General features: G+C 75.2%; 21 protein-coding genes. 6 read left to right on the top strand and 15 right to left on the bottom strand.

Annotated elements, in window-relative coordinates; all coding sequences use genetic code 11:
* Positions 1 to 183 precede the first annotated feature (183 nt).
* The 7 genes from mnhG to ACIP9D_RS12500 form a co-directional block, all read right to left on the bottom strand.
* A complete protein-coding gene (gene mnhG, locus ACIP9D_RS12530; RefSeq protein WP_350869872.1) occupies positions 184 to 516 on the bottom strand; it encodes a monovalent cation/H(+) antiporter subunit G in 333 nt (110 codons plus the stop codon).
* On the bottom strand, positions 516 to 779 hold the full coding sequence (locus ACIP9D_RS12525; RefSeq protein ID WP_350869870.1) for a monovalent cation/H+ antiporter complex subunit F: 264 nt from the start codon (positions 777 to 779) through the stop codon (positions 516 to 518). The genes mnhG and ACIP9D_RS12525 overlap by 1 nt, the downstream gene beginning before the upstream one ends.
* Complete coding sequence (locus ACIP9D_RS12520) at positions 776 to 1,348, bottom strand: Na+/H+ antiporter subunit E (protein WP_350869869.1); 573 nt, start codon at positions 1,346 to 1,348, stop codon at positions 776 to 778. Before ACIP9D_RS12520 ends, ACIP9D_RS12525 begins: the two co-directional genes overlap by 4 nt.
* A complete protein-coding gene (locus ACIP9D_RS12515; protein WP_350869867.1) occupies positions 1,345 to 2,847 on the bottom strand; it encodes a Na+/H+ antiporter subunit D in 1,503 nt (500 codons plus the stop codon). The genes ACIP9D_RS12520 and ACIP9D_RS12515 overlap by 4 nt, the downstream gene beginning before the upstream one ends.
* Before the next feature lie 37 nt (positions 2,848 to 2,884).
* Positions 2,885 to 3,367: a Na(+)/H(+) antiporter subunit C gene (locus ACIP9D_RS12510; protein WP_350869865.1), complete on the bottom strand. Its 483-nt coding sequence runs from the start codon at positions 3,365 to 3,367 to the stop codon at positions 2,885 to 2,887.
* Positions 3,364 to 6,201, bottom strand: coding sequence for a Na+/H+ antiporter subunit A (locus tag ACIP9D_RS12505; protein ID WP_350869863.1), 2,838 nt, complete (start codon positions 6,199 to 6,201; stop codon positions 3,364 to 3,366). Before ACIP9D_RS12505 ends, ACIP9D_RS12510 begins: the two co-directional genes overlap by 4 nt.
* 230 nt (positions 6,202 to 6,431) lie before the next feature.
* A complete protein-coding gene (locus tag ACIP9D_RS12500) occupies positions 6,432 to 6,821 on the bottom strand; it encodes a hypothetical protein (protein ID WP_350869861.1) in 390 nt (129 codons plus the stop codon).
* A 189-nt stretch (positions 6,822 to 7,010) separates the two neighbouring features.
* Here ACIP9D_RS12500 and ACIP9D_RS12495 point away from each other — a divergent pair, with 189 nt between their 5' ends.
* Entirely contained in the window at positions 7,011 to 11,579 is a 4,569-nt protein-coding gene (locus ACIP9D_RS12495) for an ATP-dependent helicase (protein WP_350869982.1), read from the top strand.
* Positions 11,580 to 11,595: 16 nt separating this feature from the next.
* Here the strand turns inward: ACIP9D_RS12495 and ACIP9D_RS12490 are convergent, their stop codons facing one another.
* Complete coding sequence (locus tag ACIP9D_RS12490; protein WP_350869860.1) at positions 11,596 to 12,165, bottom strand: hypothetical protein; 570 nt, start codon at positions 12,163 to 12,165, stop codon at positions 11,596 to 11,598.
* Between the two features lie 139 nt (positions 12,166 to 12,304).
* On the opposite strand from ACIP9D_RS12490, the gene ACIP9D_RS12485 reads away from it, so the two are divergent.
* The 3 genes from ACIP9D_RS12485 to ACIP9D_RS12475 are packed head-to-tail and all read left to right on the top strand — an operon-like array spanning position 12,305 to position 13,954.
* On the top strand, positions 12,305 to 12,796 hold the full coding sequence (locus tag ACIP9D_RS12485; RefSeq protein ID WP_350869858.1) for a GNAT family N-acetyltransferase: 492 nt from the start codon (positions 12,305 to 12,307) through the stop codon (positions 12,794 to 12,796).
* A 53-nt stretch (positions 12,797 to 12,849) separates the two neighbouring features.
* Positions 12,850 to 13,686, top strand: a complete 837-nt coding sequence (locus ACIP9D_RS12480; protein ID WP_350869856.1) for an SAM-dependent chlorinase/fluorinase — start codon at positions 12,850 to 12,852, stop codon at positions 13,684 to 13,686.
* Positions 13,687 to 13,711: 25 nt separating this feature from the next.
* Positions 13,712 to 13,954, top strand: a complete 243-nt coding sequence (locus ACIP9D_RS12475; RefSeq protein WP_350869854.1) for a CPCC family cysteine-rich protein — start codon at positions 13,712 to 13,714, stop codon at positions 13,952 to 13,954.
* Between the two features lie 46 nt (positions 13,955 to 14,000).
* On the opposite strand, the gene ACIP9D_RS12470 is transcribed toward ACIP9D_RS12475, so the two are convergent.
* Complete coding sequence (locus tag ACIP9D_RS12470) at positions 14,001 to 15,269, bottom strand: hypothetical protein (RefSeq protein WP_350869852.1); 1,269 nt, start codon at positions 15,267 to 15,269, stop codon at positions 14,001 to 14,003.
* 110 nt (positions 15,270 to 15,379) lie between these two features.
* Between ACIP9D_RS12470 and ACIP9D_RS12465 the strand changes: the two genes are divergently transcribed.
* Together ACIP9D_RS12465 and ACIP9D_RS12460 are read left to right on the top strand one after the other, a co-directional pair.
* The gene (locus ACIP9D_RS12465; protein WP_350869850.1) at positions 15,380 to 16,267 is read left to right on the top strand and encodes a zinc finger domain-containing protein; all 888 of its coding nucleotides are present in this window, start codon (positions 15,380 to 15,382) and stop codon (positions 16,265 to 16,267) included.
* A 170-nt stretch (positions 16,268 to 16,437) separates the two neighbouring features.
* Positions 16,438 to 20,121, top strand: coding sequence for a hypothetical protein (locus ACIP9D_RS12460; protein ID WP_350869848.1), 3,684 nt, complete (start codon positions 16,438 to 16,440; stop codon positions 20,119 to 20,121).
* Between the two features lie 14 nt (positions 20,122 to 20,135).
* On the opposite strand, the gene ACIP9D_RS12455 is transcribed toward ACIP9D_RS12460, so the two are convergent.
* The 6 genes from ACIP9D_RS12455 to rimO form a co-directional block, all read right to left on the bottom strand.
* Positions 20,136 to 20,921, bottom strand: a complete 786-nt coding sequence (locus ACIP9D_RS12455; RefSeq protein WP_350869846.1) for a hypothetical protein — start codon at positions 20,919 to 20,921, stop codon at positions 20,136 to 20,138.
* A 23-nt stretch (positions 20,922 to 20,944) separates the two neighbouring features.
* The gene (locus ACIP9D_RS12450) at positions 20,945 to 21,814 is read right to left on the bottom strand and encodes a PspA/IM30 family protein (protein ID WP_350869844.1); all 870 of its coding nucleotides are present in this window, start codon (positions 21,812 to 21,814) and stop codon (positions 20,945 to 20,947) included.
* Positions 21,815 to 22,014: 200 nt separating this feature from the next.
* The gene (locus ACIP9D_RS12445; protein ID WP_350869843.1) at positions 22,015 to 22,470 is read right to left on the bottom strand and encodes a helix-turn-helix transcriptional regulator; all 456 of its coding nucleotides are present in this window, start codon (positions 22,468 to 22,470) and stop codon (positions 22,015 to 22,017) included.
* Positions 22,471 to 22,626: 156 nt separating this feature from the next.
* Positions 22,627 to 23,181 carry a CinA family protein gene (locus tag ACIP9D_RS12440; RefSeq protein WP_350869841.1) on the bottom strand — a complete coding sequence of 185 codons (555 nt, stop codon included), beginning with the start codon at positions 23,179 to 23,181 and terminating at the stop codon, positions 22,627 to 22,629.
* 145 nt (positions 23,182 to 23,326) lie between these two features.
* On the bottom strand, positions 23,327 to 23,920 hold the full coding sequence (gene pgsA, locus ACIP9D_RS12435) for a CDP-diacylglycerol--glycerol-3-phosphate 3-phosphatidyltransferase (RefSeq protein WP_350869840.1): 594 nt from the start codon (positions 23,918 to 23,920) through the stop codon (positions 23,327 to 23,329).
* Between the two features lie 68 nt (positions 23,921 to 23,988).
* The gene (rimO, locus tag ACIP9D_RS12430) at positions 23,989 to 25,488 is read right to left on the bottom strand and encodes a 30S ribosomal protein S12 methylthiotransferase RimO (protein WP_350869979.1); all 1,500 of its coding nucleotides are present in this window, start codon (positions 25,486 to 25,488) and stop codon (positions 23,989 to 23,991) included.
* Positions 25,489 to 25,558: the final 70 nt, after the last annotated feature.

Below are 25,558 nucleotides of genomic sequence, written 5' to 3'. Positions count from 1 at the left end.
GGGACGCTCAGGGCTCCCCGCGACGACGTGGGGGCCATCGGATGCCGGGCACGACCCGGCTGGCTACTGCTGCCCTCCTGGGCAGAAGAGTCGATCATGCCGCCATTTTATCGGCGTCCGCTGTACGTCCGCTGAGGGTGGGCCGAAGGCGCCGGTTGTCCGGTTCACCCCGTCGGAGCGCGGTCATCGGTCGGCCAACTCGTCGACGTCGAGCAGCTCCCGGTTCACCCGGCCGGAGCGGTACGCGGCCCGACCGATCATCTGGGCGGCCACCGGGGCGGTGGCCAGCTGGAAGACCGCGACCAGCAGCACCATGCCGAGGTCGGCGACGGTACGCAGCCGCAGCGCGACCCCGGCCAGCAGGAGCAGCACCCCGAGCACCTGTGGCTTGGTGGCGGCGTGCATCCGGTCCAGCACGTCCGGGAAGCGCAGCACCCCGATCCCGGCGGCGAGCGCGAGCAGCCCGCCGGCGACCAGGAAGACGGCGCCGAGCCAGTCGGCGATGGTGGCGAGCATCAGATTTCCTCCCGTACGGCGAACCGGACCAGCGACACCGAACCGACGAACCCCAGCAGGGAGAGCACCACCAGCACCGGCAGCGTGGTGGCGTGCCGGTTGACCGCCGCCTCGGCGCCCACCGCGCCGACCATGGTGGCGAGCAGCATGTCGGCGGCGACCACCCGGTCCAGCAGCGAGGGCCCCCGGTAGAGCCGGACCAGCGCGAGCAGCGCGGTCACCGAGAACAGGACGGTGAGGACGACGGCGAGGAACGTGATCACGGATGGTTCTCCTTGTCGGCAGGGTCGGCCTCCACCCGGCGTACCTCGGCGGCCGAGCCGAGCGCCCGGACGATCCGCCGCTCGACCTCCAGCACCCGGGCCCGGTTCTCGACCAGGTCCGCCGGCCCGCGGACGTCGAGCACGTGCATGTAGAGCGTTCCGGTGTCCCGGTCCACCTCGAGGATGAGCGTGCCCGGGACCAGCGAGATCGCCTCGGCGGTGAGCGCCAGGTTCAGGTCGGTGCGCACCCGCAGCCGGACCGCGATGATCGCCCCGCGCGGCCGGCAGCCGGGCTGCACCGCGATCCGGGCGACGTGCGCGCTCGCCGCCACCAGCTCCGTGACGAAGCGTGCGGCGAACACCAGCAGCGCCCGGGGGCGCAGCCGGCCGCCGAACGTGACCGGCGGCAGCGGGAAGAAGACCAGCACCGCGCCGCCGACCAGCAGCCCGCCCGCCAGGTTGCCCCAGGTGAAGTCGCCCCAGAGCAGGTTCCAGATCAGCACCAGCCAGCCGAGCGCCAGCGCCTGGTCCCGCCAGCGCCCCACCCGGCTGCGCTCCGGCCGGGTCACGGCGGACCACCGGGCAGGACGGCCCGCAGGTACGGGGTCCGGTCCCGCAGGTCGGTGGCGGCGTCGGCGGTGACGTCGAAGAGCGGACCGGCGATCACGGTCAACGCCAGCCCGAACGCGACCAGGCCGACGGTGGCCCCGATCATCAGCCCGGGCAGCCGGGCGGCGCCGGCGTCGGCCAGCCGCGGCGCCCGCCAGAACGCGATGTTCCACACCCGGGAGGCCACGTAGAGGGTGAGCAGGCTGGTCACCGCGCCGGCCGCGACCAGCGCCCAGGGCAGCGGTCCACCGGCCGCCACGCCGGCCTGGAGCAGCCCCAGCTTGCCGAGGAAGCCGGAGAACGGCGGCACCCCGGCGAGGTTCATCGCCGGTACGAAGAAGAGCACGGCGACCAGCGGTGTCACCCGGGCCAGCCCGCCGAGCCGGCGCAGGTCGGTGCTGCCGGCCCGCTCCTCGACCAGGCCGGCCACCAGGAAGAGGGTGGTCTGGATGGTGATGTGGTGCACCACGTAGAAGATCGCGCCGGAGAGCCCGGCCACCGTGCTCAACGCCACCCCGAAGATCATGTAGCCGATGTGGCTGACCAGGGTGAACGAGAAGAGTCGCTTCATGTCCGACTGCGCCACCGCGCCGAGGATGCCGACCAGCATGGTGAGTCCGGCCACCACCATCAGCAGCTCGTCGACCTGCCCGCCCGGGAAGAGCAGTGTCTCGGTCCGGATGATCGCGTAGACGCCGACCTTGGTGAGCAGGCCGGCGAAGACCGCGGTGACCGGGGCCGGCGCGGTCGGGTAGCTGTCCGGCAGCCAGGCCGAGAGGGGGAAGACGGCGGCCTTCACCCCGAAGGCGAGCAGCAGCATCAACTGCAACGCCAGCCGTACGCCGTCCGGCAGCGCGTCCAGGCGCTGGGCGAGCTGAGCCATGTTGAGCGTGCCGGTGGCCGCGTAGACGAGCCCCACCGCGGCCAGGAAGACCATCGATGACAGGATGCTCACCACCACGTACGTCGACCCGGTCCGGATCCGGGTCTCGGTGCCGCCCAGGGTGATCAGCACGAAGCTCGCGGCCAGCAGGATCTCGAAGCCGACGAAGAGGTTGAACAGGTCACCGGCGAGGAAGGCGTTGGTCACGCCGGCGGTCAGCACCAGATAGGTCGGGTGGTAGATGGTCACCGGGGCGGTCTCGCCGGTCTCCCCCTGTCCCTGGCCGATCGAGTAGAGCAGCACGCAGAGGGTGACCGCCGAGGAGACCACCACCATCAGCGCGGCGAGCTGGTCGGCGACCAGCACGATGCCGACCGGCGCCGGCCAACCCCCGATCGCCAGCACCACCGGCCCGTGCCGGTACGCCTGCACCAGCAACGCCACGGCGACCGCCAGCGTGGTGGTCAGCCCGACCACGCTGACGCTCCGCTGCAGCCGGGGCCGGTTGGCCAGCAACAGGGTGAGCGCCGCGCCGAGCAGCGGCACCACCACCGGCAGCGGCACCAGCCGGTTCACCGGGCCACCCGGTTCGGGCCGGGGCGCGGGTTCCCGGTCATTCGACGCCCTCCCCGCGCCGCAGCCGGCGTCGCGCCGGCTCGGGGTCGACCTGTTCCGGATCGGCGTCCGGGCCCTCTCCGCCGAGGTCCGTGGTGGCCACCTCGTCCCGCTCGGCCCGGCGGATGATCTGCAGGTCCTCGAGGTCGTCCGGCACCTCGTCGTCGCCGGTCAGATACCAGCTGCGGTAGCTGACCGCGAGCAGGAACGCGGTCAACCCGAAGGTGATGACGATCGAGGTCAGCACCATGGCCTGGGCCAACGGGTCGCTCATCCGGTCCACCGGGCCGGTGCCGACCACCGGGGCGCTGCCCGACCGGCCGCCCAGCAGGATGAGCAGGTTGACCCCGTTGCCCAGCAGGATGACGCCGAGCAGGATCCGGGTCAGGCTCCGCTCCAGCAGCAGGGTGACCCCGCTGGCGACCAGCACCCCGACGGCGATCACCAGCACCAGCGTCGGCCCCGAGCCCCCCGCGGTCATGGCCGCTGCTCCCCCGGCTCGACGGCCAGGCCGCGCGCGCCGGTGCCGGCCGCTTCGATGTGCTGGTCCACCTCGGCGCCGAGGCTGCGCAGGATGTCCAGCATCAACCCGACCACCACCAGGTAGACGCCGATGTCGAAGAAGAGCGAGGTGACCACGTAGAAGTCGCCGATCAGCGGGACGTAGAGGTCGATCCGCGCGCTCTCCAGCAGCGACCCGCCGGCGAGCAGGGCGACCACGCCGGTGCCGATCGAGACGGCCAGCCCGGCGCCGAGCACCGTGCCGGCCCCGATCGGCGCCGCCTCGGCCAGCTCGTACCGGCCGCCGGCCAGGTAGCGCACGACCAGCGCGAGACTCGCCACCAGCCCACCGGCGAAGCCCCCGCCCGGCGCGTTGTGCCCGGAGAAGAGCAGGAACAGGGAGAAGAGCACGACGGTGTGGAAGATCAGCCGGATGACCACCTCCAGCACGATGGAGCGTCGCCGCTCGTGCAGCCGGGCGCCACCGCGCAGCCAGACCGGCCGGCCGGGTCGGTCCGCCCGGCGGGCCGGCTCCGGCCGGCGCGGGCGCGGCCCGGTCCGGGAGCGCTGGAAGATCAGGCTGGCCACCCCGGTCGCGGTCACCACCAGCACCGACAGCTCCCCCATGGTGTCCCAGGCCCGGATGTCGACCAGGGTCACGTTGACCACGTTGCGGCCGTACCCCTCGTCGAACGCCAGCTCCGGAAAGGCCGTGGAGATGGCCGGCGCCTGGCGGGCGCCCACCGCGGCCAGGGCCAGACCGGCGGTGACCAGTCCGGCCGCCACGCCGATCGCCCGGCGGAGCCACCGGGCCCGGCGCAGCGGCCGGGCCGAGAACCGTTCCGGCAGGCGGCGCAGCCCCAGCACGAAGACCGCGATGGTCGCCGTCTCCACCAGGAACTGGGTCAACGCCAGGTCGGGCGCGCCGTAGAGGACGAAAAGCATGGCGGTGCCGTAGCCCGTCACCCCGACCAGCAGCATCGCGGTCAACCGGCGACGCGCGCGGACCGCGAGCACGGCCGCGACCGCGAGCACCAGCGCGACGACCGGTTGCAGCGGGGTGTCCCAGGCGGCGATCCGCTCCTGCCAGGGGCGGGCGGCGAGCATCGCCCCGCCGGGCAGCAGCACCAGCGCGACCAGGATGATGCCGAGATACTGCGGAAGGGATCCGCGCTGGGTGGCGCCGGTGACCTCCACGGCCAACCGGTCGAAGCGACCGATGATCCACTCGTACCCGGCATTGCCGCCGACCGGCGAGCGGAGCCGGGCCAGCACCGGGGCGAGCGGGCCGCGCAGCGCGAAGAGCAGCCCACCGGCGACCAGCACCAGCCCGGAGAGGCCGAGCGCGGGGGTCGGCCCGGGCCAGAGCGCCAGGTGCGCGTCGAGGGCGCCGAACAGCTCGGCGTACGGGCGGAGCAGCACGTCCAGCCCGCCGGCGAGCGGACCGGCCACCAGCCCCGCCACGGCGAGCACCGCCGGCGGTACGAACAGCGGCGGGGCGATCCGGGTGAGCCGGGTGGGTTCCACGTCGGGGCGGTCGGCGAACGCGCCCCAGAGGAAGCGCGCGCTGTAGGCGACGGTGAGGACCGTGCCGATCACCAGCCCGGCGAGGATCACCGGCTGGTCGGTGAACGCGGCGAAGGCCGCCTCCTTGGCGACGAAGCCGACCAGCGGGGGCACCCCGGCCATGGACGCGGCGGCGAGCACCGCGACGGCGACCAGCGGACCGGCGCCGTGCCGCAGCCCGGAGAGTTCGCGCAGGTCCCGGGTGCCCACGCCGTGGTCGATCACCCCGACCACCAGGAACAGCGCCGCCTTGAACAGGGCGTGCGCGAGGAGCATGGCCACGGCGGCCAGCGCGGCGTCCGGGGTGCCCGCGCCGATCAGCACCACCAGCAGGCCGAGCTGGCTCACCGTGCCGTACGCCAGCAGCAGTTTCAGGTCGGTCTGCCGCAGCGCGGCCCAGCCACCGGCGAGCATGCTGGCCAGGCCGGCGACGACCACCACCGGTCGCCACGGCCCGACGGTGGCGAGCACCGGCGCGAGCAGACCGATCAGGTAGATGCCGCCCTTCACCATCGCCGCCGCGTGCAGATAGGCGCTGACCGGCGTGGGCGCCGCCATCGCCACCGGCAGCCAGGAGCTGAACGGCAGCACCGCCGACTTGGAGAGCGCCCCGACCAGGACGAGCAGCACCGCGGCCACCAGGTAACCGCCGCCGGGCAACGGCCGGGCGGCGATCTCCGACCAGCGGTAGGTGCCCGCGTGCTCGCCGATCATGATGAAGCCGACCAGCATGGCCAGCCCACCCAGCGTGGTGACGGTGAGCGCCTGGGCGGCGGCCCACCTGCTGGACCGCCGCTCGGTGCTGTGCCCGATCAGCAGGTACGAGAAGATCGTGGTCAGCTCCCAGCCGACGTAGAGCAGCAGCAGGTCGTCGGCGAGGACGAGGCAGAGCATCGCCCCGGCGAATCCGACGAGGACGCCGGCGAAGCGGGCCAGGCCGAGCGAGCCCGGGGTGAAGTACCGGGCGCAGTAGACCAGCACCAGCGCGCCGACGCCGCCGACCAGCAGGGTCAGCAGCCAGGAGAGGGTGGTCAGCCGCAGCGCGATGTCGAGCCCCAACTGCCCGATCCACGGGTAGGTCTCGACCACCGCTGACCCGTCGCGGACCGCGGGGGTGCGGGCCAGCGCCCAGCCGAACGCGGCGGCCGGCGCCAGGGCCAGCGGATAGCAGGCGCGCGGGCCCCACCAGCGGACGAGGAACGGCGCGAGGAGTGCCGCCACGAGGTGGAGGATGAGCAGTACGAGCACCCGCACTCCCGGTCGTGGTGGCAGTGGCGGACGCCGCCCGCGGTCGGCGCCTACGAGCGATCAGACGCCAGTTCGCTCCCCTTCGGGCACCTTTTCCGGAAATCACCCTCAACGCCGGTCTTGCCCGGCCGGTCGGCGGGCGGCATCAGGGAGCGCCGAGCGGGCGGGGACGGGCGAACGACCCACGGCGAGGCTTTGGCGAAGCGTCAGCCGGGCTCCGGGGCGACGGTTCAGCGGGAGACGGCGTTCCCGGGGCGGATCGACTCCCGACTGGCGACCAGGTCGTGGCGCGGCGGCTCGGCCAACAGGTCGGCGCGGCCGAGCTGGCGGGCGACCCGGTCCACCACCCGCTCGGCGGCGGCCAGCGAACGCACCGACAGCAGCCGGCCACGGCTCTCGCGGCGCAGCACGAAGTAGTGGACCGCGGCGCGGACCTGGCCGCGGTCGGCGGCGCTCGCCTGGGCGGTGGTGACGACCAGCTCGCGTAGGCAGCGGGCCAGCCGCTCGGCGAGCTCAAGCTCGGGCCCGTGCAGGCCGACGCGGACGGCGGCGAGATGGCTGTCGACCTTGCGGATGAGCACGTCGGTGCCGGGCTCGACGTTGCGCCGCTCGACCGGCATCCGATCCCCTCCGCCCCGATTCTTGTCCTGAGTGAAGTTACTTTATGTTGTGCATCACAAGCAAGCAGTTAAGTGAGACTTAACGCATCAAGCGTCATATCCGCCTCGTAAGCGCTGTTGCCGGACACAAACAGCGCTCCAGCCGGCCGGGTTGTCACACCGGCGCGGCAGGATGGAGAGGTGGCGGATGTGACTGGCGGCCCCGACGCGGTGGGCACCGACGTGCTGGCCGGGTTCGGCCCGGCGACCCGGGAGTGGTTCCGCGCTGCCTTCGCCGCCCCCACCGCCGCCCAGGCCGGCGCCTGGCGCTCGGTCTCCGCCGGGCACAGCGCGCTGGTGGTGGCGCCCACCGGCTCCGGCAAGACGCTCGCCGCGTTCCTCTGGTCGCTGGACCGGCTGGCCCGCGAGCCCGCCCCGGCCGAGGCCCGGCACCGCTGCCGGGTGCTCTACGTCAGCCCGCTCAAGGCGCTCGCGGTCGACGTCGAGCGCAACCTGCGCGCCCCGCTCGCCGGCATCCGCCAGGCCGCCACCCGACTCGGCGTCGCCCCACCCGAGATCACCGTCGGAATGCGCACCGGCGACACCCCCGCCGACGAGCGTCGGGCCTTCGCCCGCACCCCGCCGGACATCCTCATCACCACGCCTGAGTCGCTCTTCCTGCTGCTCACTTCCGCCGCGCGCGACTCGCTGCGCGGCGTCGAGACGGTCATCGTCGACGAGGTGCACGCGGTCGCCGGGAGCAAGCGCGGCGCCCACCTCGCCCTGTCCCTGGAGCGTCTCGACGAGCTGCTGCCCGCCCCGGCCCAGCGGATCGGCCTCTCCGCGACGGTCCGGCCGATCGACGGCTGCGCCCAGTTCCTCGGCGGCGCGCGGCCGGTCGACGTGGTGCAGCCGCCCAGCGCGAAGACCATCGAGGTCGCCGTCCAGGTCCCGGTCGAGGACATGACCCGCCTCGACGAGCAGGAGCAGCCGCCGGAGGACGACCTGGGCGGGCCGGGGCCCCGCCGCGCGTCGATCTGGCCGGCGGTGGAGGAGCGGGTCTTCGCCCTGATCCGGGCGCACCGCTCCACCATCGTCTTCACCAACTCCCGGCGCAGCGCCGAGCGGCTCTGCGCCCGGCTCAACGAGCTGGCCGCCGAGGAGGTCGGTGACGCTCCGCCCGCGGGCGGGGCCCGGCCGCCGGCCGAGGTGATGGCCCAGTCCGGGGCGGCCAGCGGCGCGGCGCCGGTGATCGCCCGGGCCCACCACGGGAGCGTCTCCCGCGAGGAGCGCAAGCACATCGAAGAGGCGCTCAAGTCGGGGCAGCTGCCGGCGGTCGTCGCCACCTCCAGCCTGGAGCTGGGCATCGACATGGGCGCGGTCGACCTGGTCGTACAGATCGAGGCGCCGCCCAGCGTCGCCGCCGGGCTGCAACGCGTCGGCCGGGCCGGCCACCAGGTCGGCGCGGTCTCCCGCGGGGTGGTCTTCCCCAAGCACCGCGGTGACCTGCTCTCCTGCGCCGTGGTCGCCGAGCGGATGAGCGACGGCGCGATCGAGGAGCTGCACTTTCCGCGCAATCCGCTCGACGTGCTGGCCCAGCAGGTGGTCGCGATGGTCGCGCTGGAGCCGTGGCGGGTCGGCGACCTGGCCGTGCTGGTGCGCCGCGCCGCGCCCTTCGCCGAGCTGCCCGACTCCGCGCTGCACGCCGTGCTCGACATGCTCTCCGGCCGCTACCCGTCGACCGCCTTCGCCGAGCTGCGTCCCCGGCTGGTCTGGGACCGGGCCGCCGACCTGCTCACCGGTCGTCCCGGCGCGCAGCGGCTCGCGGTGACCAGCGGCGGCACCATCCCCGACCGAGGCCTCTTCGGCGTCTTCCTGGCCGGCGCCGAGCGTGCCGCCCGGGTCGGTGAGCTCGACGAGGAGATGGTCTACGAGTCGCGGGTCGGCGACGTCTTCCTGCTCGGCTCCTCCTCCTGGCGGATCGAGGAGATCACTCCCGACCGGGTGCTCGTCTCCCCCGCCCCGGGGCAGGCGGCCCGCATGCCCTTCTGGAAGGGCGACTCGCTGGGCCGGCCGGTCGAGCTGGGCCGCGCCATCGGCGCCCGGATCCGCGCGCTGCTGCGGCAGAGCGACGAGGCGGCGATCACCGCCCTGCGCGCCGGTGGGCTCGACGACTGGGCGGCCGGAAACCTGATGGCCTACCTGCGCGAGCAGCGGGGGGCCACCCGCTCGCTGCCCGACGACCGGACGATCGTGGTCGAGCGGTTCCGCGACGAGCTGGGCGACTGGCGGCTCGCGGTGCACAGCGTCCTGGGTGCCAAGGTCAACGGGCCCTGGGCGCTCGCCATCGGGCGTCGGCTGGCCGAACGCTACGGGGTGGACGCGCAGGTGATGCCCTCCGACGACGGCATCGTGGTGCGCCTGCCCGACACCGCCGAGGAGCCGCCGGGCGCCGACGTGGTCGCCTTCGAGCCCGACGAGATCGCCCAGCTGGTCGAGGAGTCTGTCGGCACGTCCGCGCTCTTCGCCTCGCGGTTCCGCGAGTGCGCGGCGCGGTCCCTGCTGCTGCCCCGCCGCGACCCGCGCCGCCGGCAGCCGCTCTGGCAGCAGCGCCAGCGCGCCGCCCAGCTGCTCGACGTCGCCCGGGAATACGCCGACTTCCCGGTCACCCTGGAGGCCGCCCGGGAGTGCCTCCAGGACGTCTTCGACCAGCCGGCGCTGGCCGAGCTGATGGGTGACCTGGCCGCCCGCAAGGTCCGGCTGGTCGAGGTGGAGACCAGCCAGCCCTCACCGTTCGCCCGCTCGCTGCTCTTCGGCTACGTCGGGGCCTTCCTCTACGAGGGCGACGCCCCCCTCGCCGAGCGGCGAGCCGCCGCGCTGGCGCTGGATTCCGCCCTGCTCGGTGAGCTGCTCGGCCGGGTCGACCTGCGCGAGCTGCTCGACCCGGCGGTGCTCGTCGAGACCGAGCGGCAGCTGCGCTGGCTGACCGAGCAGCGCCGCCCGCGCGACGCGGAGGACGTCGTCGAGCTGCTCCGGGTGCTCGGCGACCTCAGCACGGTCGAGCTGGCCGAGCGCGGGGCGCCGGTCGAGTGGCTCACCGAGCTCGAGGCGGCCCGGCGGGTGCTGCGGGTCCGCATCGCCGGCGAGGAGCGCTGGGTCGGCGTGGAGGACGCAGCCCGGCTGCGCGACGCGCTCGGCGTGGCGCTGCCGGTCGGGGTGGCCGAGGCCTATCTCGCGCCGGTCGCCGACCCGCTCGGTGACCTCGTCGCCCGCTACGCCCGCACGCACGGCCCGTTCGCCGCGGCCAGCTGCGCGGCCCGGTTCGGGCTCGGCGTCTTCGTGGTGGAGCAGGCGCTGCGCCGGCTCGCCGCCACCGGCCGGGTGGTCTCCGGCGAGTTCACCCCGGACACCGCCGGCAGCCAGTGGTGCGACGCCGAGGTGCTGCGGCTGTTGCGCCGCCGTTCGCTGGCCGCGCTGCGCCGCGAGATCGAGCCGGTGCCACCCCGGGCGCTGGCCTCCTTCCTGCCCCGCTGGCAGCAGGTCGGCTCGTCCGCCCGTGGGGTGGAGGCGCTGGCCGCGGCTGTCGAGCAGTTGCAGGGCGCGGCGGTGCCGGCCTCGGCGCTGGAGCGCCTGGTGCTGCCCGGGCGGGTCGCCGACTACTCCCCCGCCCAGCTCGACGAGCTCTGCGCCAGCGGCGAGGTGCTCTGGGCCGGCTCCGGTGCGATCGCCGGTGGGGACGGCTGGGTCACCCTCGCCTACGCCGACGCCGCGCCGCTGCTGCTCCCGCCAGCGGACGAGGCACTGGCCCTCACCCCGCTGCACGAGGCGGTGCTCGACGCCCTCGCCGACGGTCAGGCGCTCTTCTTCCGCTCACTCGCCGATCGGGTCAACTCCACCGACGACGCCGCGCTCACCGCCGTCGTCTGGGACCTGGTCTGGGCCGGGCACCTCACCAACGACACCCTCGCCCCGCTGCGGGCGGTGCTCGGCGCCGGTGGGGCGCACCGGTCCCGGCCGTCCGCGCCGCGGACCCGCTACCGCCGGCCCGGCCGGGTGGCGCTGCCCACCCGCAGCGGCCCGCCCACGGTGGCCGGGCGCTGGTCACGGCTGCCCGAACGCGACACCGACCCGACCCGACGGGCTGCCGCCCTGGCCGACGTGCTGCTCGAACGGCACGGCGTGGTCACCCGGGGCGCGGTCGTGGCCGAGCAGGTGGTCGGCGGCTTCGCGGCGGTCTACCCGGTGCTCTCCGCGCTCGAGGAGCGCGGCGCGGCCCGCCGGGGCTACTTCGTCGAGGGGCTGGGCGCGGCGCAGTTCGCCGTGCCCGGCGCGGTCGACCGGATCCGGGCCCTGGCCGAGCCGGCCGACGGCGCCCGGGGGCGCGGCGGGGCACCCCTGGTGCTCGCCGCCACCGATCCGGCCAATCCCTACGGCGCCGCCCTGCCCTGGCCGGAGCGCGCGGTCGACTCGGGCGACGGCGACGCGCCGGCCAGCGGGCACCGGGCCGGCCGCAAGGCGGGCGCCCTGGTCGCGCTGGTCGGCGGCGACCTGGCGCTCTACGTGGAGCGGGGCGGCCGCACGCTGCTCTCCTTCACCGCCGACGCCGAGGCGCTCGCCGCGGCCGCCAAGGCGCTCGCCGACGCGGTCCACTCCGGTGCGCTGGGCGCCATCTCGGTCGAGCGCGCCGACGGCGAGGCGGTGCACGCCTCACCGCTGCGCGACGCGTTGACCGCCGCCGGTTTCCGGGCCACCCCCCGCGGCCTGCGCCTGCGCGGCTGACCAGCCGATCGGGTCGCTACAGGCCGGCGAGCACCCGCTCGTAGCGGGGGCGGTCGGCGGCCGGCGTCCGGGCCTCCAGATAGTTGAGCACCACCGGACCCCGGCGGTACGACTGGCCGCCCCAGGTCGCGGCGAGATCGCCGGCGCTGGTCTCGTCGGGGAAGACGTAGACCGTGACCGCGTCGGTGGCGATCAGCTCGGAGCAGCCCAGGCCGAGCCCGTCAGGTCCACAGTCGACGGAACGGTCGCGGGGGTTGGGCACCTTCAGGCCGGCGGCCCGGAACGCGTCGATCACCTGCTTGGCCCCCGGCGACCCGGCCGGGCGGCGGGGCAGCACCACCGGTGGCGGGCTGGCCGGGCGACGCTCGGTGGGCGGTTGCACGGCCGGGGCGTCCCCGGCCCGGGGAACCGCCGGGGGCGAGTCGGCGGCGGTCGGCGACACCGCCGGGGACGGGCTGGCCGCGGCGGAAGGGCTGGCCGCTGGCGGGGCGGCTGCGGGCCGGTCGCCGTCGGCACCACCGCAGCCGGCGGTGAGGGCAGCGGCGACCACGAGTACCGCGACGGCGGGCAGGCTCCGATGTGTCACCAGGGCAGTCTGCCGAACCGGCCCGGGCGGCGGCAGTGGCCGGTCGGCCAGTCGCCGTGTCCCATATCCGCCAGCTCGACAGACCCGCGCCGCCCGGTCGCCCCCCGGCTACCATCCGGTGCCGGCGAGGGAGGGTGACGTGGACGGGATCACGGTACGGGCGGCGCGGCCGGGCGAGCGGGCCGCGGTGGACGCGCTGCACGAGCGGGAGTGGGGCGGCCCGTACGTCATCGCCCACGACACCCGCTACGACCTGCGTACGCTGCCGACGTTGGTGGCGGTGGACGCCGCCGGCGCGGTGCTCGGCGCCCTCGCTCACCACCGCGACGGCGACGGACTCGAGGTGGTGAGTCTGGTGGCCGGCTTGCCCGGTGGTGGCGTCGGCACCGCGCTGCTGGCCGCGGCGGCGCAGACCGCCCGGTCGGCGGGGCTGGCCCGGCTCTGGCTGATCACCTCCAACGACAACCTCCGGGCGCTGCGCTTCTACCAGCGGCGCGGCCTGCGACTGGTCGGGGTGGACCCCGGCGCGGTGGATCGGGCCCGACGGCTCAAGCCGGAGATCCCGCTGACCGGCGAGGACGGCATCCCGCTGCACGACGAGCTGATCCTGGAGCTGCGCACCGCACCCTGACCTCCTCCGAGGCACACCCGCGCGGGCCGGGCCGCGGGCGTTAGCCTGCCGGCATGCCCGCCGCACCCTGGATCTCGCTGACCACCGACTACGGCCTCACCGACGGCTTCGTGGCCGCCTGCCACGGCGTGATCGCCCGGATCGCGCCGGCCGTCCGCGTGATCGACGTGACCCACCTGGTGCCACCCGCCGACGTGCGGCGCGGCGCGACGGTGCTCGCCCAGACCGTGCCGTACCTGCCGGTCGGGGTGCACGTGGCGGTGGTCGATCCGGGCGTCGGCACGGCACGGCGCGGGATCGCCCTGGCCAGCCCGGGCGGGTTCCTGGTCGGGCCGGACAACGGGCTGCTGCTCGACGCCGCCGACGCGCTGGGCGGGGTGAGCGCCGCGGTCGAGCTGACCGACCCGGCCTGGCTGGCGCCCCGGGTGTCCGGCACCTTCCACGGTCGGGACGTCTTCGCGCCGGTCGCGGCGCGGCTCGCGCTCGGCGCGCCGCTGGCCGAGGCCGGTCCCGCGCTCGACCCGACGGAGCTGGTCCGGCTGCCGGCGCCGGTGGTGACCGCGCATCCCGGCGGCTTCACCGCCGAGGTGCTGACCGTGGACACCTTCGGCAACGTCCAGCTCGCCGCCGCGGCGGAGGTGCTGGACGGGCTGCCGCCGGCGGTCCGGGTCACCGCGCCGGCACCCGGAGCGGCCGTGGACTCCGGTCCCGGCTGGCCGGCGGTACGCGGCCGGACGTTCGGCGACGCGCCTCCGGGCGCCCTGCTGGTGCACCCCGATTCGGCGGGCCGGGTGGCCGTGGCGGTCAACCGCGGTCGAGCGGTGGAGCTGCTCGGCGTGACGCCCGGTGATCTGCTGACCATCCACGGTCGAGTGCGGGTGGGCGACTGATTCTCAACTGTGGAATGCTGCCCCGGTGGGTGAGCACTGGGTTCCCGTTGCCTGTCCCTGCTGCGCCTCCCGGACCGGTGGTGGCACCTGCCCGGTCTGCTTCTGGACGGATGACGGCCAGTCCGACACCGACGCCGACGTGGTTCGCGGCGGCCCCAACGGCGACCTGAGCCTGACCCACGCCCGACTCAACTTCGCCGTCTACGGCGCCAGCCACCCGCGCTACCAGGACATGGTCCGCCCGGCCCGCCCGGACGAGCGCCCCTGACCCCCGACCCGCCCGGGGCGCCGGGCCCCGGGCGGTCGAGCCCGGGTCAGCAGCGCGCCACGGTCGCGCCGTAGACGGCCGAGATGTACGCGTGGCTGACGTACTGCCCGCCGGCCAGGCGGTTCCACCGGGTGGTGGTGCGGTACGGCCCGCTGACCGACTGGCCGGTCACGTAGCACTCGATCGGCACGTTGGCGTAGCGGGCGGCCAGTCCCCGGACCGCGTAGCCGGTGCCCGCACCGCTACGGATGTTGAGTGGCCCGTCGCCGACCACGCCACGCGACCCGCCACCGGTCCACAGGTAGGCCACGTCGACCCAGGCGTTCGTGGTGAGTTGCAGCCCGTCCCAGAAGGTGCCGTCGGCCAGGTCGATGCCCGCCGGGTTGAGCACGGTACGGCCGAACTGGTCCCGCCCACCGTTGTAACCGGACTGGTAGGCGGCCTGCGCCTCGGGCCGGCCCTGCGGCAGGTCCTTCCAGTTCTCCCGAACCCAGCTCGGGTTCCAGTAGTCGTCCCGGGTGTTCCACGGCCCGACGTCCCAGACCGGGGCGTACTCGCAGCGGCTGCCGGTGGTGGTGCAGACCCGGACGGTGTAGTCGCCGCTGTTCTGCGGCGCGAGCCCGCGCCGGGACGGCAGCGCGACGAAGTGGTCCCGCGGTTGGACGATCCGCCCGTTGGCGGTGGTCTCGCCGACGAGCCCGATCCGGGTCGCGTACACCCGGTAGGTGCGCGCGGGGATGGTGGCGGAGACCGCGGCCCGCGAGTCCGCGGTGAGCTGGACCCCGGTGACCGTGGCGGCGGCCCGGGCGTCGCGGGCGGTGAGCACCACCCGGGTCTGCGCCCGGGTGACCGGCCGGTCGAAGACCGCGCCGGCGGCGGCGCTGCGCCACTCGGTCCAGCCGCTCGCGCGCCAGCCGCGCACCTGGGCCTCCACCGTGGCGCCCGGGGCGGTCCGCGCGGTCACCTCGGCCCGGATCTGGGTGACCGGCCGGGACAGGGTGCGCGGCGCGGTGAGGAGAGTCCCCTCGGCCGCCGCGCTGTGCGGGCTGCGGGCGGCCCGGGCCGCGCTCGGGCGGGCGTCGCGCAGCTGGAGCCCGGCCGGGGTACGCCGGATGTTGACGTCGTCGCCGTCGACGACCGAGAGATCGAGGCTCCACCGTTCCGCGGTCGGTGCGGCGGGAGCGAGGGTGAGGGCGTTGCCGTGGGTCGGCGCGGCCGGTACCGGGCCGGCGGCGGGCACCAGCGCGACGGTCAGGGCGAGGGAGAGGGTGGCGGCGAGGACGGCGGGACGGACACGGCAACGAGCTACTTTCATGTGCATTCTCCTCAGAACTCCCTGATAGTCCCCTTATCGGGAGATCAAGCGGAAGTACGGTACAAATAGCGATACATGCGAATGCAGCTCGGACGAGAGAGGATGGGAGGATGCCCGAAGGCGACACCGTCTGGAACACCGCCCGCGTCCTGCACCGCGCGCTGGCCGGTGCGACGCTGACCGCGAGCGACTTCCGGGTGCCGCAGCTGGCCACCACGGACCTGACCGGCTGGACCGTGCGTGAGTCGGCCAGCCGCGGCAAGCACCTGCTGCTCCGGCTCACCGCCCCGACCACCGCCACCCCGACCCCCGCCGCCCCGACCGCCGCCGCCCCGACCACCGACGCCGCCCCGGCCGAAGCCGGCACCGGCGAGCCGGTGCCGGACCGGCACTGGACGCTGCACTCGCACCTGCGGATGGACGGTGCCTGGCGGGCGTACGCCCCTGGGGAACGCTGGTCCGCCCGGCCGGCGCACCTGATCCGGGTGGTGCTGCGCAGCCCCGGGGCGGTGGCGGTCGGCTATCACCTGCACGAGCTGGCGCTGCTGCCCACCGCGGCGGAGGAGAGCCTGGTCGGCCACCTCGGCCCGGACCTGCTCGGCCCGGACTGGGATGCGGCCGAGGCGGCCCGTCGACTGGCCGCCGACCCGGACGCCACCATCGGCGAGGCGCTGCTCGACCAGCGCAACCTGGCCGGCGTCGGCAACCTCTACAAGTGCGAGCTGCTCTTCCTGCGCGGCCTCTCGCCGTGGACGCCGGTGCGCGCGGTACCCGACCTGCCCGGCCTGGCGGCCCTCGCCCAGAAGCTGCTCGCGGCGAACCGGGGGCGCTGGACGCAGAGCACCACCGGCTCGCTGCACCGGGGGCAGACCAGCTACGTGTACGGCCGACGCGCCCAGCCGTGCCGCCGCTGCGGCACCGCGATCCGCAAGCAGGAGCTGGGTGAACGGGTCACCTACTGGTGCCCGAGGTGCCAGCCGGAACTGCCGGCCGGCTGACTGCCCGGGCCCACCCCACCCGCCGCCCAGAAACGGACGATTGGGTAATTCCTAACCGGCCGTCGGCGTCGCATGCTGCGTTTGGACGCTCACCGATCGTCAGCAGAGCCGGCCCGACCGGGTCGCCACGCCGGGGTGGCAACGGTCGCGCCCCGACCCCGGGGAGAGCCATGGCGATGTTTCGCAGACTCCGGGCCACCTGGACCGACCGCGCGGCGCGCGGCGCCAACGGCCACACCGTCGAGGCCGACCGGGCGGCGGCAGCCGTACCGGCCGCCCGGACCGCCGAGGACGCTGCCGCCCCGGCACCGGCGAGCCTGGATCCCGCCGCCGTGCCGCGGTGCTTCGGCCCGGTGCCGAACTTCGCTTACAGCCCGCGGCCGGTCCGCGACGCCGACGACCGGGTGCTGGCCGGCACCGGGCTGCGCAAGTTCGTCGACGCGCTGCCGCGCCCGGGGCCGCTCGGCCGCACCGAGCTGGGCGGGTACCTGCCCGTGGCGGTGCCCGACACCATCAGCTACCCGGGCTGCGACTACTACGAGATCGGGCTGCAGCAGTACGCCCAGCGGCTGCACCGGGACCTGCCGGCCACCCGGCTGCGCGGCTACCGGCAGCTCAACCTCGGCACCGACCCGGCCGGGCACAACACCGTCGTGCCGCCCGGCCGGCCGTGGTTCCTCGGCCCGCTGATCCGGGCCCGCCGGGGCCGGCCGGTCCGGATCAAGTTCATCAACCAGCTCCCCACCGGCCGGGCCGGCGAGCTCTTCCTGCCGGTCGACGAGAGCGTCGAGGGGGCCGGCATCGGGCCGCTGGACGGCCCGGCGCCGTACCCGCAGAACCGGGCGGTGCTGCACCTGGCCGGCGCGCAGACCGGCTGGATCAGCGCGGGCAACCCGTGGCAGTGGGTCACCCCGGCCGGCGAGATCACCCCGTACCCGAACGGCACCGGGCTGACCCACGTCCCGGACATGCCGCCGCCCGGGGCCGGCGCCACCACGCTCTACTACCCGAACGAGCAGAGCGGCCGGCTGATGTGGTTCCACGACAACACCGTCGGTCTCGCGCGGCTGACCGTCTACTCCGGACAGCTCGCGCTCTACCTGCTCACCGACCCGGCTGAGGAGCAGCTCGTCGCCGACGGCGTGCTCCCCGAGGACGAGCTGCCGCTGGTGATCCAGGACAAGACCTTCGTGCCGGACGACACTCAGCTCGCCGGCGAGGATCCGACCTGGGACCGGGACCGCTGGGGTTCCCGGGGCAGCCTGTGGCACCCGCACGTCTACCAGCCCCGGCAGAACCCCTACCGCGGCGGCGGGATCAACCCGACCGGCCGCTGGGACTACGGGCCGTGGTCGCGTACCGCGACGGACGGCGGCCCCGACCTCGACGGCCACCCGCGCGCGGCCACCGACCCGAACGGGACCGGGACGGGACACCCCGGGCCGGTGTCGAACCCGCACCACGACCCGGTGGCCGCCGCCGAGGAGCCACCGCTGACGCCGGGCGTGCCGCATCCCAGCGCGGTGCCCGAGGCGTTCGGTGACACCCCGCTGGTCAACGGGGTCGCCTACCCCTACCTGGAGGTGCAGCCCCGGACGTACCGGTTCCGGATCCTCAACGCCTGCCTGGACCGCAGCCTCAACCTCCAGCTCTACCGGGCCCGCTCGGACGCGCCGATGTGGGACGACGAGGGCAACCTGCTCGACGCCGACGCCGGGGAGGTGCCGATGGTGCCGGCGGTGCGGGCCCCCGGCCGGCCCGCACAGTGGCCCGTCGACGGGCGCGACGGCGGAGTGCCGGACCCGGACGCGGCCGGGCCGGAGCTGATCCAGGTGGGCAACGACGGTGGGCTGCTGCCCGCCCCGGTGGTGATCCCGAACCGGCCGGTCGGCTACCGGTACGACCGGCGCGACCCCACCGTGCTCAACGTCGACGGGCACGCCCTGCTGCTCGCCCCCGGCGAGCGGGCCGACGTCGTGGTGGACTTCTCCGCCGTGCCCCCGGGCGGCACCCTGATCCTCTACAACGACTGCCCCGCCCCGCTGCCCGGCTTCGACCCGCGCTACGACCACCACACCGACGCGCCGGACCGGACCGCCGAGGGCGGCGCACCCGCCACCCGCCCCGGCTACGGCCCGAACACCCGCACCCTGCTGCAGTTCCGGGTGAACGGCGCCCCGGCGCAGCCGTACGACCTGGCCCGGCTCCGGGAGCGGCTGCCCCGCGCGTACGCGGCCAGCCAGCGCCCGCCGATCGTGCCGCAGCCGGCCTACGACGCGGCGATCGGCACCCGGACGACGACGGCGACGGTGGTGCCGGTGCACGCCACCACGGTCGCCTTCACCCCGCCCGGCGGCGCCGCCCCGGTCACCGTGCCGATCGCCGTCAAGGCCGTGCAGCAGATCTTCGAGGCCGGCCACGGCCGGCTCGCCGGTCGGCTCGGCGTCGCCCACCCGCACGCCGGCCCGCTCTCCCCCGCCACCCTGCCCCTCGGCACCACCGACCCGGCCACCGAGATCCTCTTCGCCGCCGACCCGGCGGTGCCGGTCGGCGCCCCGGCCGACGGCACCCAGCTCTGGCGGATCGTGGGAAACAGCCGGCAGACCGAGCCGATCCGCCTGGACGGTTGCGACCTGCAGGTGGTCAACCGGGTCGGCTGGGACGGCACGATCCGCCCGCCCGACGGCGGTGAGCTGGGCTGGAAGGAGGTCGTCCGGGTCAACCCCCGGGAGGACGTGATCGTGGCGCTGCGCCCGGTCGCCCCGGTCCTGCCGTTCAAGATCGGCGACAGTGTCCGACTGCTCGACCCGTCCCGTCCGGCCGGCGCCAGGACCGGCTCGACTCCGGTCAGCCCGGTCGACGGCCGGCCCGCGCTGGTGGTCAACCAACTGGTCAATCTCGGCTGGGAGTACCGCTGGCACACCCAGCTCGCCGGGCACCGTGACCTGGGGATGAGCCGGCCGCTCGTGCTGCGGGTCTCGCCCCGGGCACCCACCGGGCTGACCGCCACCCCCGCCCCCGGCTCGGCCACCGCGCTGCCGGCGATCGCGCTGGCCTGGACCGGCAACGGCGGTCGCCCCCCGGCCACCAGCCACCTGCTGCAGCGGGCCACCGACGCCACCTTCACCGACGGGCTCACCACGATCACCGTGGCCGCCACCGCGACCCGGTACACCGACGCCACGGTCACCCCCGGCGTCACCTACCACTACCGGATCCGGGCCGAGAACGCGGTCAGCTGCTCGTCCTGGTCGAACAGCGTGCCGGCGTCGGTGCAGCTCACCGCCCCGGCCGGGGTGACCGCGGCGGTACCGCCGGCCGCACCGCTGCGGATCTCCGTGCGCTGGGCGAACCGCTCCTTCGCCACCGGCATCGACGTGCAGCGGGCCACCAACCCGACCTTCACCAGCGGCCCGGGCACCACCGCGATCGGTGTCGGCGACAACCACCTGGACGCCGCCGTGGCCCCGGACACCACGTACTACTACCGGGTGCGGACCACCTACCTCGGCGCGGCCTCACCCTGGTCGACGGTGGCCGCGGTGACCACGCCACCGGCGCCGGCCACGCCGACCTCGGTGAGCGGCACCGCCGCCACGCCGGGCCCGGACACCGCGACGGTGATCCTGGGCTGGGCGCCCGGCGCCGCCGCCGGGCCGGGCTCGGGGTTCATCGTGCAGCGGGCGCTGGACCCGGCGTTCGGCCAGGAGGTGGCCACCTTCACGGTGAGCGGGCGCGGCTTCACCAACACGGGGCTGGCCCGCGGTGTGACGTACCACTACCGGATCCGGGCGTTCAACGTGGTCGGCAGCTCACCGTTCACCGCCCCGGTCGCGATCACCACGCCGCCGTGACCCGGAACGGACGGTCAGCGGGTGGGAGCGCGCAGTGGGTCGCCGACCGCGCGCAGCTCGGCCAGCGCCGACGCCACGCCGTGCAGCAGGTCGGTCGCCTCGGTCAGCCGGGACGCGGCCGGGTGCGGGCCGTCGGGACGGGCGTCCTCGGCGACGTAGCCGGCGGCGGCCACCACCAGCCGCTCGTACGCGGCGACGCCGCTCTCCAGCTGCTCGGTGAGCACCCGGTGCGCGTCGGCCAGCGGCGGCCGGGCGTCGACCGGGGCGAGCCGCAGCGCCCGCTCCACGCTCGCCACCCGGTGGGCGAGGTCCCGCAGCGAGCGGTCGGCGGCGGCGGCCTCCAGTGCGGCCGGTTCGGCGATTCCGGTCAGCCGGTTCGCCATCCCGGCGAGGGTGAGCGCCGCCCGGTCCAGTCGGGCCCACGACGCGGCCGCGCCGGTGCCACGCAGCGCCACCCGGGCACGGACCCGGCGTACCTCGGACAGCACGCCGGGGCCGATCGGAAGGCGCTCGACGGCGGCGACCAGCCGGGCCCGGGAGCGGGCGGCGGCCTCCGCCGGGTCGAGCGCCGGCGGCGCCGGCTGGGCGGCCAGCGCCCGCAGGTCGATCCAGCGCCAGGCGGCGAGAGCCACCGCGCTGCCCGCGGCACCCATCCAGGCCGCGTCGGGCAGACCGAGCCCGGCGTACGGGGTCAGCACGACAGCCGCGCCGCCGAGCCCGCCGGCCAGCACGCTCCACCGTCGGGCGGAGCGGCGCAGCCGGCTCAGCCGCCGGAAGTGCCGCGTACGCTCGTCTGCCACCCTGACCTCCTCGGACCGGCCGCTCAGCCGGCGGCGGTGGTGTCCCCGGTGCCCCGCTCGCGGGCCATGCTGGCCCGGAGCTCGTCGAGCCGGGCTGCGGCGGCCGGATCGGTGGCCGGCCCGGCCGGCGTCGGCTGCTCCGCGGCCGGCCGCTGCTGCGCGCCGAGCTGCTCGCCGGCCATGCTCGACCGGATCTGCTCCAGCCGGGCCGAGCCGGCCGAGTCGAGCGTCGCCTTCTGGATCTCGAGCATCCGGCCCTCGGCCGAGTTGCCGGCCAGCTCGGCGCGGCCCATCGCGGTGGCGTAGCGGCGCTCGATCCGGTCCCGCACCTCGTCCAGCGAGGGAGTGGTGCCGGGGGCGGTGAGCGCCGACATCGACTCCAGCGAGCGGGCCACGCTCTCCTGCATCTTGGCCTGCTCCAGCTGGCTGAGCAGCTTGGTGCGCTCGGCGAGGCGCTGCTGGAGGATCATCGAGTTGTTTTCGACCGCCCGGCGGGCCTGGGCTGCCGCGCCCAGCGCCTGGTCGTGCAGGGTCTTCAGGTCCTCGGTGGCTTGCTCGGCGGTGACCAGCTGGGTGGCCAGGGTCTGCGCGGACTGCTCGTAGCGCCCCGCCTCGGCCTCGTCGCCCCGGGCCCGGGCCTGGTCGGACAGGACCAGTGCCTGCCGGGCGTTGGCCTGGAGGCGTTCGACCTCGGACATCTGCCGGGAGAGCTTCATCTCCAACTGGCGCTGGTTGCCGATCACCGCGGCGGCCTGCTGGACGAGCGCCTGGTGCTGGCGCTGCGACTCCTCGATGGCCTGCTGGATCTGAACCTTCGGGTCCGCGTGCTCGTCGATCCGGGCGCCGAAGAGCGCCATCAGGTACTTCCACCCCTTGACGAACGGGTTGGCCATCTCCGCGGTCCCCTCAGTAACGTCGCTCCGCCTCGACGGTGCCGGGTGGGACGACCCCGCCCTGGCGCGGCAGTCACTCCATCGTCCCAGCCGAGCGCCAGACCGGCACCCGTACCGGGCGAGCCGACGGGCCGACACCCTCCGCGATCAAGCCTACGCGGACCGGGCGATGCCGGCCATGGCGTGCGGGCGGGCGGGAATCAGGCGGCGCAGACCACGTCGCGGTCGCGCTTCGCGGAGCGGACCCGGGTGCTGCGCAGGGTGGCCTTGAGCGGCGAGTCCTGGCGGACCGAGACGGCGACCTTGCCGTCGGCGCTGACCTGGCGGACGCCCCGGCCGGCGGACCTGGCCACCGCACCCGCCGGCACCTTGGCGGGCTCGGCCGGCTCGTCGTGCACCGGAACCAGCACGTTGGGCATCTGCTCGGCGAGCGCGACGGTGTCGCTGACCTCACGCAGCAGCTCGGAGAGGCGCGCGCCGAGCGCGTCACAGATCGCGGCCAGCAGCTCGCTGGACGGCTCCTTCTGGCCGCGCTCGATCTCGGAGAGATAGCCGAGGCTGACGTTGGCGGCGGAGGAGACCTCCCGCAGGGTGCGCTGCTGCCCCTGCCGGCGCGCCCGCAGTGCGTCACCGATCACCCGGCGTAGCAGGACCATCGCACCTCCCCCTGAGGGCTGAACTCGCTCCGGGCGACCGCCCGACCGGACGCGGCGGACCGCGCCGGCCCCGACCGTCGGAGCCTTCCCGCAACCGTACCCGTTGCCGGGCCCGCCGACATCCCGCCCCGCCCGTCAGATCCGCGCGGCGCCGCTTCAGTGGCCGACGGCCGCCGGGTCGGCCTCGGCCGCCTCGGCGTCAGCCACGTCCGCCTCACGGATCCGCTCGGCCAGCAGCCGCAGCGCCTCGATCACGGCGGCGGAGCGGATGTGGTCCCGACCGCCGTCGAGGTCGAGCTGCCGGACGACGGTGCCGTGCGGCCCGGCCACCGCCGTGTAGACCAGCCCGACCGGCTTGCCGTCCTGGGGCTCCGGACCGGCCACGCCGGTGGTGGCCACCCCCCAGTCGGCACCGCAGCGCCGCCGGCCTCCCTCGGCCAGCGCCACCGCCACGTCCGGGTCGACCGGGCCACGCTCAACCAGCAGCCCGGTCGGCACCCCGGCCAACTCCGCCTTCAGCTCGGTCGCGTAGACCACCAGGCCGCCCCGGTAGACCCCGCTGACCCCGGCGATCTCCACGATGGCGGCGGCGAGCAGCCCGCCCGTGAGCGACTCGACGGTGGCCAGCGTCTCGTGCCGTTCGGCCAGGCTGTGCACCACTCCGGCCGCCGGGCTGCCGACCGGCCGCTCGCCGTTGGCGTCGCTCTCCATGCCCCCGTCCTTCCCCGTCCGGCGTCCGATCAACCCGACCGGCTCCCGACCAGCCATCCTGCCCCAGTTCGGTCGATCATGAGGTGAACCAGGCTTTCTCGCACGTCCAACGCCAGAGTCGACGTGACGGAGCGCCGGAGGCGGGTCAGGGGCGCGGGCGGCGCAGGCGGACGGCCTGGGCGATGTAGTCGAAGCCGGTGACCACCGTCACCAGGACGGCCGCAGCCATGATCCACGGGCCGACCGGTGCGAGGGCGTCGGGCATCGGCCAGAAGTACCAGGCGATGGCGAGGATCTGGAGCGCAGTCTTGATCTTGCCGCCGCGGCTGGCCGCGATCACGCCGTGCCGGATCACCCAGAACCGCAGCGCGGTGATGCCGAGTTCGCGGACCAGGATGACCGCCGTCACCCACCAGGGCAGCCGGTCGTACCAGCTGAGCAGCACCAGGGCGGCGCCGGTGAGCGCCTTGTCGGCGATCGGGTCGGCCACCTTGCCGACCGAGGTGACCAGCCCGAAGCGGCGGGCGATCCAACCGTCGACCAGGTCGGTCGCCGAGGCGATCGCGAAGATCAGACAGGCCGCCATCTGCCAGCCGGCGTGCGTCATCTGAGAGGCGACCACGGTGGCCGCGAAGACCGGCACCAGCAGCAGGCGCAGCGCGGTCAGCGCGTTGGCCGCGTTGAGCAGCGGGACCGCGCGGACCACCCGGGCGGGCGTCGACTCGGTCGCCCCGGTCACCGCCGCCCTCCGCCGTGGCGTTCCCGGCACCCCACCACGTGGCCTCCCCGCCTCGTCCGGCCCCGCCGTCACCGTGCCGCGCCGGGCGCCGCCGAGATCATCTCATCCGGTACGGCGAGCAGATCCACGCCTTCGGTACCGGTCACCGTCGCCCGGACCAGGTCGCCGGGGCGCAGCGCGGAAAGATCGACGCCGCCGCCCTCCGGGGCGACCAGCGTGGTGGAGCCGTCCACCTCGGGGGCCTGGTGCGCCGCCCGCCCCTCGACGACACCGTCGTCGACCGAGTCGACCAGGACCTCGACGGTCGACCCGAGCCGCTCCTCGGCCCGCTGGGAGCAGAGCTCGTCGGCGAGCGCGCTGAGCCGGTCGTAGCGACGCTTGATCGTGGCGGCGGAGACCTTGCCGGGCAGCCCGGCGGCCTCGGTGCCGTCCTCGTCGCTGTAGTCGAACATGCCGATCGCGTCGAGCCGCGCCTCGGTGAGGAACCGGACCAGCTCGCTGACGTCGGCGCGGGTCTCGCCGGGGAAGCCGACGATGAAGTTGCTCCGCGCCCCCGCCTCGGGGGCGAGCGACCGGGCGCCGGCCAGCAGCTCCAGGAAGCGGTCGGTGGAGCCGAACCGACGCATCCGGCGCAGCACCGGCTCGCTGGAGTGCTGGAAAGACAGGTCGAAGTAGGGCGCCACACCCGGCGTGGTGGCGATCGCCTCGACCAGGCCGGGCCGGGTCTCGGCCGGCTGGAGGTAGCTCACCCGCACCCGCACGATGCCGTCGACCCCGGCGAGCTGCGGAAGCAGCTTCTCCAGCGCCCGCGGGTCACCCAGGTCCTTGCCGTACGACGTCGAGTTCTCGCTGACCAGCACCAGCTCCCGGACCCCGGTCTTGGCCAGCCACTCCGCCTCGGCGAGCAGCTCGTCCGGCGTACGCGAGACGAACGCGCCGCGGAAGGCGGGGATGGCGCAGAACGCGCAGCGGCGGTCGCAGCCGCTGGCCAGCTTGAGCGAGGCGACCGGGCCGGTGTCCAGCCGGCGGCGCAGCACCTGGCGCAGGTGCGCCGGGGTGTGCTCGTCGGTCTCCACGGCCGTCCGGGCCAGCGTGCCGTGCCCGGGCAGCGACACCGCCGCCTCGCGACGCTTCACCGGGGTGAGCGGCAGCAGCTCGCGGCGGTCGCGCGGGGTGTGCGCGGTCACCGTCTCGCCGGCCACCACCGCGTCCAGCCGGGCGGCGATCTCCGGGTAGTCGTCGAAGCTGAGCACCGCCTGCGCCTCGGGGAGGCTGTCGGCCAGCTCCCGGCCGTACCGCTCGGCCATGCAGCCGGCGGCGACCACCTTGGCGCCGGTCCCGGCGGCGGCCAGCAGGGTCTGGATCGAGTCCTGCTTGGCCTTCTCCACGAAGCCGCAGGTGTTGACGACCACCACGTCGGCCCCCTCGCCGTCGGTGGTGACCTGCCAACCGTCGGCGTGCAGCCGCGCGGCCAGCTCCTCCGAGTCGACCTCGTTGCGGGCACAGCCCAATGTCAGCAGGGCGACGCGGCGGCCCGCGGCGGACGACAGCTCGCCACGCGGCGCCAGACGCGCCGAGCTGGAGTTGTCGGAAGGGGAGAAGGCAGACACCCTCCGAGGGTACCGGGCCGATCAGGGG

The organism is Micromonospora sp. NPDC093243, assembly GCF_044753725.1.
Lineage (GTDB): Bacteria > Actinomycetota > Actinomycetes > Mycobacteriales > Micromonosporaceae > Micromonospora.
Note: the sequence above shows the minus strand (reverse complement) of the source record. Positions and strands in the feature narration are given on the sequence as shown.

Bases quoted from the DNA above. Each gene is read 5' to 3' on its own strand.
- ACIP9D_RS12440 (WP_350869841.1), bottom strand. From the start codon at position 23,181: ATGGAGAGCGACGCCAACGGCGAGCGGCCGGTCGGCAGCCCGGCGGCC.
- ACIP9D_RS12450 (WP_350869844.1), bottom strand. From the start codon at position 21,814: ATGGCCAACCCGTTCGTCAAGGGGTGGAAGTACCTGATGGCGCTCTTC.
- ACIP9D_RS12510 (WP_350869865.1), bottom strand. From the start codon at position 3,367: ATGACCGCGGGGGGCTCGGGGCCGACGCTGGTGCTGGTGATCGCCGTC.
- ACIP9D_RS12480 (WP_350869856.1), top strand. From the start codon at position 12,850: ATGCCCGCCGCACCCTGGATCTCGCTGACCACCGACTACGGCCTCACC.
- ACIP9D_RS12500 (WP_350869861.1), bottom strand. From the start codon at position 6,821: ATGCCGGTCGAGCGGCGCAACGTCGAGCCCGGCACCGACGTGCTCATC.
- ACIP9D_RS12445 (WP_350869843.1), bottom strand. From the start codon at position 22,470: ATGGTCCTGCTACGCCGGGTGATCGGTGACGCACTGCGGGCGCGCCGG.
- ACIP9D_RS12465 (WP_350869850.1), top strand. From the start codon at position 15,380: ATGCCCGAAGGCGACACCGTCTGGAACACCGCCCGCGTCCTGCACCGC.
- mnhG (WP_350869872.1), bottom strand. From the start codon at position 516: ATGCTCGCCACCATCGCCGACTGGCTCGGCGCCGTCTTCCTGGTCGCC.
- ACIP9D_RS12470 (WP_350869852.1), bottom strand. From the start codon at position 15,269: ATGAAAGTAGCTCGTTGCCGTGTCCGTCCCGCCGTCCTCGCCGCCACC.
- ACIP9D_RS12460 (WP_350869848.1), top strand. From the start codon at position 16,438: ATGGCGATGTTTCGCAGACTCCGGGCCACCTGGACCGACCGCGCGGCG.